Source organism: Paraburkholderia sp., assembly GCF_035501035.1.
GTDB lineage: Bacteria > Pseudomonadota > Gammaproteobacteria > Burkholderiales > Burkholderiaceae > Paraburkholderia.
Map to the genome: position 1 here is coordinate 1 of NZ_DATJWR010000486.1, position 8,970 is coordinate 8,970.

Genomic DNA, 8,970 nt, shown 5'->3' on the forward strand with positions numbered 1-8,970 from the left:
CATGACCTACGCGGGTGCACCCGAGTCGTTGCAGGCCGCCGTCGCGGCGGGGCTATGCGGCCTGGGCTCGGTGTTCGTGGGCAGCATGGAGGGCGCGTGCCGGATGCTCGCGGAGGCGCTGCCGTACGGCTCGACCTGCGACGACCTCGAGAAGCTGGCCGTCGATACCGTCGCGGCCTGGCGCGCGCGCGGCGCGGCGCTGCCGGGCCTCGGCCATCCGCTGCACAAGCCGATCGATCCGCGCACGCCGCGCCTGTTCGAACTCGCCGCGCAGAACGGTTTGTCGGGCGACTATGTGAAGCTCATGCAATTGATCGGCAAGGAAGCGGAGCGCGTGTCGGGCAAGGCGCTGCCGATCAACGCGACGGGCGCGATCGGCGCGATCTGCTGCGAGTTCGGTTTTCCGTGGCGCATCGTGCGCGGCTTCGGCGTGATGGCGCGCGCGATCGGGCTGGTCGGCCATCTGCTCGAAGAAGGCGAGCGCCCGATGTCGTTCGAACTGTGGCAGCGCATAGAGGACGAAGCGTCGGCGCATCTGCGCGGCGAGGTGTGACGGCTCGAAACTGGGACTGCGGTGGGTGCAAGCACAAGGGCGCGGCGCAGTAGCAGCGGATGGGGCATTAACAAATGCGAAAGGCCTGATTCGGCAAAGCCAACTTCGCGAAACGGCGCGAGCCGTTCATAGTACGGCCAACAGTCTCGCAATGGAGAAACGCCATGCCCCAATCGCAATCGCCATCGCTGCAAGCGTGGCTCGACAGGACCGAAACGCTCACTGACGACATCACCGCCTTCCCGCTGCGCGCGCTCGCGGCCACGCTCGACCGCGAAGCGCCCGGCAACGCGGTGCCCCCGCTGTGGCACTGGCTCTATTTCCTGCCCGTCGCCCCCCTCGCGCAAGTCGGGCCCGATGGTCATCCAAAGCGCGGCGGCTTTCTGCCGCCGGTCGAACTGCCGCGCCGCATGTGGGCCGGCGGCCGCCTGACCTTTCACGCGCCGCTGCGCTCGGGCAACGAGGCCACGCGCACTTCGACCATTGCGAATATCGAGGACAAGACGGGCCGCAGCGGCCGTCTCGTGTTCGTGACCGTGCAGCACCGCTATGAAAGCGGCGGTGTGCTGTGCATCGAGGAAGAGCACGATATCGTCTATCGCGACGCCCCGCAGCCGGGTGAGAGCGCGGCGAAGCCGGTGGCCGCGCCCGCAGGCGAGACGTGGTCGCGTACGCTCACGGCCGACGCGGTCATGCTATTCCGCTATTCGGCGCTCACCTTCAACGGCCATCGCATTCACTACGACTTTCCGTACGTCACGCAGGAAGAGGGCTATCCGGGCCTGATCGTTCATGGCCCGCTCATTGCGACCTTGCTGGTCGACCTCGTGCACCGTGAGCGGCCCGACGCCACGGTCGCAACGTTCGCGTTTCGTGCGGTGCGTCCCACGTTCGCCGGCAACGCGTTCACGCTGTGCGGAAAACCGTCCGACGACGGGCGCTCGATCGAACTCTGGGCAAAAGACCATGACGGCTATCTGACGATGCAGGCCACGGCCACGCTTGCCTGAACTGCAGCCCCGACCATCCCTATCGAATTCGTACCTGTCATGCAAACCATTCAACAAGATTCGTTCCAGGATATCCGCGAAGCGGTGCGCGATCTGTGCCAGCAGTTCTCCGGTGAATACTTCCGCAAGATCGACGAGGCGCGCGGCTACCCCGAGGCGTTCGTCGACGCGCTCACGAAAGCCGGCTGGCTCGCCGCACTGATTCCTCAGGAGTACGGTGGATCGGGGCTGGGTCTGACCGAGGCTTCGGTCATCATGGAGGAGATCAACCGCGCGGGCGGCAACTCGGGCGTATGCCATGGGCAGATGTACAACATGGGCACGCTGTTGCGCCACGGCTCGGCCGAGCAGAAGCGCAAGTATTTGCCGAAGATCGCGAGCGGCGAGCTGCGCCTGCAATCGATGGGCGTGACGGAGCCGACCACGGGCACCGACACCACGAAGATCAAGACGACGGCGGTGCGCAAGGGCGACCGCTACGTGATCAACGGGCAAAAGGTGTGGATTTCCCGCGTGCAGCATTCGGACCTGATGATCCTGCTCGCGCGCACCACGCCGCTTGCCGATGTGAAGAAGAAGTCCGAAGGCATGTCGATCTTCGTGGTCGACCTGCGCGAGGCGATCGGCCATGGCCTGACCGTGCAGCCGATTCTGAACATGGTCAATCACGAGACGAACGAGCTTTTCTTCGACAACCTCGAAATTCCGGCGGAGAACCTGATCGGCGAGGAAGGGATGGGCTTCAAGTACATCCTCGACGGCCTGAACGCCGAGCGCACGCTGATCGCGGCGGAATGTATCGGCGACGGTTACTGGTTCATCGACAAAGTGAGCGCCTACGCGAAGGAGCGCATCGTATTCGGGCGGCCGATCGGGCAGAACCAGGGCGTGCAGTTTCCCATCGCGCGTGCGTTCGTCAACGTCGAGGCGGCGAGCCTGATGCGCTTCGAGGCCGCGCGCCGCTTCGACGCGCACGAGGCGTGCGGCGCGCAAGCCAACATGGCGAAGCTGCTCGCCGCCGACGCTTCATGGGAAGCCGCGAACGCGTGCCTGCAATTCCACGGTGGTTTCGGTTTCGCCAGCGAGTACGATGTGGAGCGCAAGTTCCGCGAAACGCGCCTCTATCAGGTCGCGCCGATCTCGACCAACCTGATCCTCTCGTACGTGGCGGAGCACGTGCTCGGCCTGCCGCGTTCGTTCTGAGCGGAGGAGCGCCTCATGAGACCACTCGACGGCATCAAGGTCGTCACGCTCGAACACGCGATCGCCGCGCCGTTCTGCACGCGCCAGCTTGCGGATCTCGGCGCGCGCGTGATCAAGATCGAGCGGCCCGGCGTGGGCGATTTCGCGCGCGGCTACGACGAGCGCGTGCATGGTATGGCATCTCACTTCGTGTGGACGAACCGCTCGAAGGAGAGCCTGTCGCTCGACGTGAAGCACAACGAGGCAGCGCCGGTGCTCGAAGCGCTGCTAGCCGACGCCGACGTGCTCGTGCAGAACCTCGCGCCCGGCGCGGCGGCACGGCTTGGGCTTGGCTACGAGGCGCTCAGCGAGCGTTACCCGAAGCTGATCGTCTGCGACATTTCCGGCTACGGCGACGACGGCCCCTATCGCGAGCGCAAGGCCTACGACCTGCTGATCCAGAGTGAATCAGGATTCCTCTCGATTACGGGGTCGCCGGGCGAGCCGGCAAAGGCGGGTTGCTCGATCGCCGATATTGCGGCGGGCATGTACGCTTATTCGAACATCCTGAGCGCCTTGCTGATGCGAGGCCGCACCGGGCGCGGCTGCCGGATCGACGTCTCGATGCTGGAGAGCATGGTGGAATGGATGGGCTATCCGCTTTACTACGCGATCGACGGGCAATCGCCTCCACCGCTCGCCGGCGCCTCGCACGCGACGATCTACCCATATGGGCCGTTTCCTGCCGGCGACGGCAAATCGGTGATGCTCGGCCTGCAGAACGATCGCGAATGGAAACTGTTCTGCGAGCATGTGCTGTTGCAGCCCGAACTCGCCACCGATGCGCGCTTCGCCGCGAATTCGCAGCGCTCGGCTCGGCGCATGGAGCTGCGCGAGCTGATCGTCGCGGCGTTTGCGAAGCTGACCGCCGCGCAGGTGATCGAGCGGCTGGAGCGCGCCGGCATTGCCAACGCGCAGATGAACACGATGGCCGATGTATGGGCGCATCCGCAATTGCGGGCGCGCGAGCGCTGGCGCGAAGTCGAGACGCCAGCGGGAACCATTCCCGCGCTGTTGCCGCCCGGTGCGCCTTCGGCATTCAACGCACGCATGGACGCGGTACCCGCACTCGGTGAGCATACCGAAGCGATCCTGCGGGAACTGGGTTACGACGCGGCACGCATCGGCGCGCTGCGCGAAGCGGGCGCAATCTGAAGGCCGTTGCGCCGGGTAAATGTGATTTCACTGGACACCGTGATGACAGATCAATCCAGCCGCGCGCTTGCGGCCTTCGCCTCGCAACTGAGCTTCGATTCGATTCCAGCTCACGTGGTCGAGCGCACCGTCAACCTCTATGTGGACTGGCTCGGCTCCGCGCTGGGCGGCAAGGGCGCGCGTCCGGTCGAAACGATCGCGCGCTTCGCACGTGCCGCGCGCGGTGCGCCCGAGGCAACGGGGCCGTGCGACGTCATCATCGACCGCACGCGCACGAGCGCCTATTTTGCCGCCATGACGAATGGCGCGGCGTCGCATTTCGTCGAGCAGGACGACGTGCACAACGGCTCGGTGCTGCACCCGGCCACCGTCGTGTTTCCGGTGACACTCGCGCTCGCGCAGGCGTTGGGCGCTTCGGGGCGCGAGTTCATTGCGGCTTCGGTGGCGGGGTATGAGGTTGGCATACGTGTGGGCGAATTCATGGGACGTTCGCACTACAAAGTATTTCATACCACGGGAACGGTGGGCACGATCGCCGCCGCTGCGGCGGCCGGGCGGCTGCTCAAGCTGACGCCCGCACAGATGCTAGACGCGTTCGGCTCCGCGGGCACCCAGGCTAGCGGGCTGTGGGAGTTTCTGCGCGACGCGGCGGATTCGAAGCAACTGCACACGGCCAAGGCGGCTGCGAACGGACTGATGGCAGCGCAGCTTGCGGCGGATGGCTTTCGCGGCGCGCAGCGCATCCTCGAAGGCGCGCAAGGGATGGCGGCGGGCATGTCGAGCGACGCCGATCCGGCGAAGCTCGTCGATCGTCTCGGCGAGCGCTGGGCCACGGTGGAAACGTCGTTCAAATATCACGCGGCGTGCCGCCACACGCATCCCGCCGCCGACGCGCTGCTTGCGGTGATGGAGGCGCATCGCCTGAATCCGGACGATATCGCGAGCGTGACGGCGCACGTGCACCAGGGGGCAATCGATGTGCTCGGCAGCGTGCTGGTTCCGAGCACGGTGCATCAGGCGAAATTCAACATGGGAACGGTACTCGGTCTCGTCGCGTACCGCGGCTATGCGGGCGTGAACGAGTTCGAGCGCGACTACGCGGCGAACGATATCGCGGCGTTTCGCGAGCGCGTAACGATGGCGTTCGATGAAGAGGTGGATTGGGCTTATCCCGCACGCTGGATCGGCAAGGTCACGGTCGCGACGCGCGACGGCCGCACGTTGCACGGGCGCGTGGACGAGCCGAAGGGTGACCCCGGCAATACGCTCTCGCGCGAAGAGATCGCTGCGAAATTCGTGCGCCTTGCGGCTTTTTCTGGCGCGGCGAGCGAGCGCGAAGCGCAGCGTCTTCTCGATGCGGCTTGGGGCATTGCCGAGGCCTCGTGCGTGGGCACGCTATTCGTTGAGGGGACGCGGTCATGAGCGCAGCGCTAGCCCGTTCGTATCTCTTCGTGCCCGGCAATCGCCCGGAGCGCTTCGAGAAGGCGCGCAGCGCTGGCGCGGATGCGGTCATCGTCGATCTGGAGGATGCGGTTCAGCCAGAGGAAAAAGGCACGGCGCGTGATGCGGTGCTCGCCGCGCTGGATGCGGGGCGGCCGGTCTGGGTGCGCGTGAACGGCACCGACACGCCCTGGTTCGCCGACGACGTCGCGGCGCTGGCCGCGCATGCCGGTGTGGCGGGCATCATGCTGCCGAAGGCGGAAAGCGCGGAGCAGGTCGCGGCGGTGCGCTCGCGCGCGCACGGCGCGCTGCGCGTGTTGCCGATCGTGGAGAGCGCACGCGGCATCGCGGGGCTTGACGCGCTGTGCGGTGCGCAAGGCGTGTTGCGCGTGGCATTCGGGACGCTCGACTTTCAGGTGGATCTCGGCATCGACGGTGACGGCGAGGAACTCGACGCGTTTCGTTCGCAGATCGTGCTGGCGTCGCGGCTCGCCGGCATAGGGGCGCCGGTGGACGGTGTGTCGACGGTATTCGACGATGCACAGGCACTCGAAGGCGAAGCGCGGCGTGGGCGGCGTTTCGGCTACGGCGGCAAGCTATGCATTCACCCGAAGCAGATCGAGCCCGTACACCGCGCTTACGCATGGAGCGACGCGCAGCGCGCATGGGCGCTGCGCGTGCTCGATGCGGTTCAGGCGAGCGGCGGGGCGGCGGTGGCGCTCGACGGCAAGATGGTGGACATGCCCGTGATCCTCAAGGCGCGGCGAATTCTGGGTGGGTAGCCGCCCGCGCGCAAGTCGATAGAAAAGCGCCCTGGCTCGAACGCCCGGGCGCCTCGTATTCGTACCATGCGGCGCGCGTGAAATCGTGACGAGAACATCAGGTTTTCTTCTCGCGCACGAAACGCAATGCGAAGCGCACGAGCCGCGGCATTGTTTCGGGCCGCAACAGGCGCGCGTCATAACCGGAAAAACGCCGGTCATTTTCCGCGAGACACAGGCGCATGAGTTCGGGCACGCTGATGTCCACATCCGTGACCGACTGCGCGCCGTTCATCGTGAAGTTGTTGTCGAAATTCTGCTCGTTGCCGTCGGCATCCATGGCGCGCGCGAGGCCTATGCGTTCCCATCCGAGGAATGCCCATACGGCAGCCACCTTCAGCTCGAAGCGGATACGCCGCCACCACGAGAGGTGCGCGCGGTGCCATGCCACCCAGTTCGCGAACAGCAGGATATGGCGGCATTCCTCCTGCATGACGGGCTCGAACGTGTCGATGAGCTCGGGCGGAAAGAGGCCCGAGCGCCGCGCCACTTCGAAGAGGCCGAAGGCAAAGAAGCTGTCCACGCATTCGCTGTAACCCGTCACGAGGTAGGCCCATTCGGCGTCCTTCGGGTAGACGTAGGGCGGCTCCTTCGCAAGGGGAATGCCGTACGCGGCCACCATGCGCGAGAGCACTTCCTTATGGCGGTTTTCCTCCCACGCATTGAGCGCGAGGGCATCGCGCATCGCCGCGTCGTCGAGTGTGGCGGCGTAGGCGGCCATGCGCAGGCGTGCCTTGCCTTCTGTTTGCACGGCGATGTCCCAGATGGGGAGTTCGGTGATGCGCTTGAGCGCCTCGGGAGCGAGCTTCGGCCAGTCGAGTACCGAAGGGCGGTATGGGTTGAAGGTTTCGCGGAACATGCGGCAGGTTTCGTCCCGGTGGACCTCGGAGCCCGGTGCGAAGGCGCCGCTCAGGCGGCTCGTCCAGTGGCGCGTGTTGCGCTCGGCGGCTTCGAGCGTCGCGCGGTCCGGGCGTTCGCCCGGAAGCGCCGGGGCGTCGAAGCCGGGAATCAGTTGTGTCGCATCGAATGCATCGAGGAGTTGTTCGTCCATCTCGGTGTTTCTTTTGCTTGGGTCTGATTTACGCGATTCTGTCATGCGGCAGGAAATTGCGGCAGCCGCATGAGCTTACGTCGGTCCGCTGCGAGACGCGGCGAATGCGCGTCGCGGTCTGATCGTCACCCATATTCCATGCCCGGCGCATGACCCCCCCCGCTTTGACAGTCATCGTGTTACGGCTGGCGCAATGATCGTATGATTCGTGCCGGACCATTGAACAATGGCCGCGCAGCACGCGCGAGGCAAAGGCGTGGCGAGGCCGTGGCAAAGGCGTGAGCGAGGCACTCACGCACGCATCTCCAGATGAAGCATGTACAGTACGCGTGATCCGCCCTTCGCCTTATCGAGCGAAACGGTAAGGCCGGTGGCAGCGGCATGAAAGTAATCGGTAATAATGGGGCGTCGCGTGCGGGCAACGCCGCGGCGCCAGGACTCTAGCTAACGGGAAGCCTGCCTGTGCGGATTCTGTCGATATTCGGTACGCGGCCTGAAGCCATCAAGATGGCGCCGCTCGTCAAGCGTCTAGAAGTACAGCCCGGCGTGGAGTCGATCGTCTGCGTGACCGGGCAGCATCAAGCCATGCTGCAGCAGGTCCTCGATTTATTCGGCATTGTCCCCGCGCATAACCTCGGCGTGATGACGGCGAACCAGACGCTCAACGGTCTTGCCGCACGCCTGTTCGCCGGCCTCGACGATGTCCTCGCCGCCGAAGAGCCCGAGCGCGTGCTCGTGCATGGCGACACCACCACGAGCATGGCCGGCGCACTGGCTGCCTTTCATCGGCGCATACCCGTGGGTCATGTGGAGGCCGGACTGCGCACCGGCAATCTGTTCGAGCCGTGGCCCGAGGAAATGAATCGGCGCGTGGTGGACGTGGTGAGCGATCTGCTCTTCGCGCCCACGGCAAGCTCGCAGGCGAATCTCGAGACGGAGGCGTTGGGCGGGCGTATCGTCGTGACCGGCAATACGGTCATCGATGCGCTCCATCTCATGTGCGAGCGCATCGAAAGCGACGCTGTGCTGCGCGAGCGCATCGACGCGCAGCTTCCATTTCTCGAACCCGCGGACACGGGCCGGCCCTTGCTGCTCGTCACCGGGCATCGACGCGAGAGCTTCGGCGAGGGCTTCGAACATATCTGCGCGGCGCTCGCCACGCTCGCGCATTCCGGCAAGATGCAGATCGTCTATCCCGTGCATCTGAATCCCAACGTGCGCGGCCACGTGCTCGCCACGCTCAGCAATGCGCCCAACGTTCACCTCACCGATCCGCTCGACTACCCCGAGTTCGTGCGCCTCATGCAGCGCGCGGCGATCGTGCTGACCGATTCGGGCGGCGTGCAGGAGGAGGCGCCCGCGCTCGGCAAGCCGGTGCTCGTGATGCGCGACGTGACCGAGCGCCCCGAAGCGCTCGCCGCGGGCACTGTGAAGCTTATCGGCACCGACCGTACGGCGATCGTGCGCGCCGTGCTCGAACTCGTCGAGAACGAAGACGAGCGGCGCGCGTACGCGAGGCGCGTCAATCCGTACGGCGACGGGCACGCTTCGGAGCGCATCGTCGCGGCACTCACCGGCCAGCCGTTCGAGCCGTTCCCAAGCCGCGAGTTGCCGGGCTACCGGCATCCGGTGGTCGCCATGCGGCCGGAGCCCGGCGAGTCGGACGAGGCCGACGCGGCACATTGACAACGACTCGCT

At 65.8% G+C, this 8,970-nt stretch carries 8 protein-coding genes; 7 read left to right on the top strand and 1 reads right to left on the bottom strand.

The features are described from left to right. The 6 genes from VMJ11_RS33300 to VMJ11_RS33325 form a co-directional block, all read left to right on the top strand. On the top strand, positions 1 to 553 hold a 553-nt coding region (locus VMJ11_RS33300), incomplete at its 5' end, for a citryl-CoA lyase (protein ID WP_325625379.1). A 164-nt stretch (positions 554 to 717) separates the two neighbouring features. Further along, positions 718 to 1,563 (top strand): FAS1-like dehydratase domain-containing protein, encoded by an 846-nt coding sequence (locus VMJ11_RS33305; protein WP_325625380.1) that lies wholly within the window; start codon positions 718 to 720, stop codon positions 1,561 to 1,563. A 39-nt stretch (positions 1,564 to 1,602) separates the two neighbouring features. Continuing rightward, a complete protein-coding gene (locus tag VMJ11_RS33310) occupies positions 1,603 to 2,766 on the top strand; it encodes an acyl-CoA dehydrogenase family protein (protein ID WP_325625381.1) in 1,164 nt (387 codons plus the stop codon). A gap of 15 nt (positions 2,767 to 2,781) precedes the next feature. Then, positions 2,782 to 3,960 (top strand): CaiB/BaiF CoA-transferase family protein, encoded by a 1,179-nt coding sequence (locus VMJ11_RS33315; protein ID WP_325625383.1) that lies wholly within the window; start codon positions 2,782 to 2,784, stop codon positions 3,958 to 3,960. 42 nt (positions 3,961 to 4,002) lie between these two features. Continuing rightward, positions 4,003 to 5,382 (top strand): MmgE/PrpD family protein, encoded by a 1,380-nt coding sequence (locus VMJ11_RS33320; RefSeq protein WP_325625385.1) that lies wholly within the window; start codon positions 4,003 to 4,005, stop codon positions 5,380 to 5,382. Then, complete coding sequence (locus tag VMJ11_RS33325; protein ID WP_325625386.1) at positions 5,379 to 6,182, top strand: CoA ester lyase; 804 nt, start codon at positions 5,379 to 5,381, stop codon at positions 6,180 to 6,182. Before VMJ11_RS33320 ends, VMJ11_RS33325 begins: the two co-directional genes overlap by 4 nt. 97 nt (positions 6,183 to 6,279) lie before the next feature. Here VMJ11_RS33325 and VMJ11_RS33330 read toward each other — a convergent pair whose 3' ends face one another. Then, complete coding sequence (locus tag VMJ11_RS33330; RefSeq protein WP_325625387.1) at positions 6,280 to 7,272, bottom strand: ferritin-like domain-containing protein; 993 nt, start codon at positions 7,270 to 7,272, stop codon at positions 6,280 to 6,282. Between the two features lie 456 nt (positions 7,273 to 7,728). Between VMJ11_RS33330 and wecB the strand changes: the two genes are divergently transcribed. Then, on the top strand, positions 7,729 to 8,958 hold the full coding sequence (wecB, locus tag VMJ11_RS33335; protein WP_325625389.1) for a non-hydrolyzing UDP-N-acetylglucosamine 2-epimerase: 1,230 nt from the start codon (positions 7,729 to 7,731) through the stop codon (positions 8,956 to 8,958). The last annotated feature ends 12 nt before the right edge of the window (positions 8,959 to 8,970 follow it).

Coding starts and splice junctions, on each gene's coding strand:
- VMJ11_RS33330 (WP_325625387.1), bottom strand. CDS start 7,272: ATGGACGAACAACTCCTCGATGCATTCGATGCGACACAACTGATTCCC.
- VMJ11_RS33310 (WP_325625381.1), top strand. CDS start 1,603: ATGCAAACCATTCAACAAGATTCGTTCCAGGATATCCGCGAAGCGGTG.
- VMJ11_RS33325 (WP_325625386.1), top strand. CDS start 5,379: ATGAGCGCAGCGCTAGCCCGTTCGTATCTCTTCGTGCCCGGCAATCGC.
- VMJ11_RS33305 (WP_325625380.1), top strand. CDS start 718: ATGCCCCAATCGCAATCGCCATCGCTGCAAGCGTGGCTCGACAGGACC.
- VMJ11_RS33315 (WP_325625383.1), top strand. CDS start 2,782: ATGAGACCACTCGACGGCATCAAGGTCGTCACGCTCGAACACGCGATC.
- VMJ11_RS33320 (WP_325625385.1), top strand. CDS start 4,003: ATGACAGATCAATCCAGCCGCGCGCTTGCGGCCTTCGCCTCGCAACTG.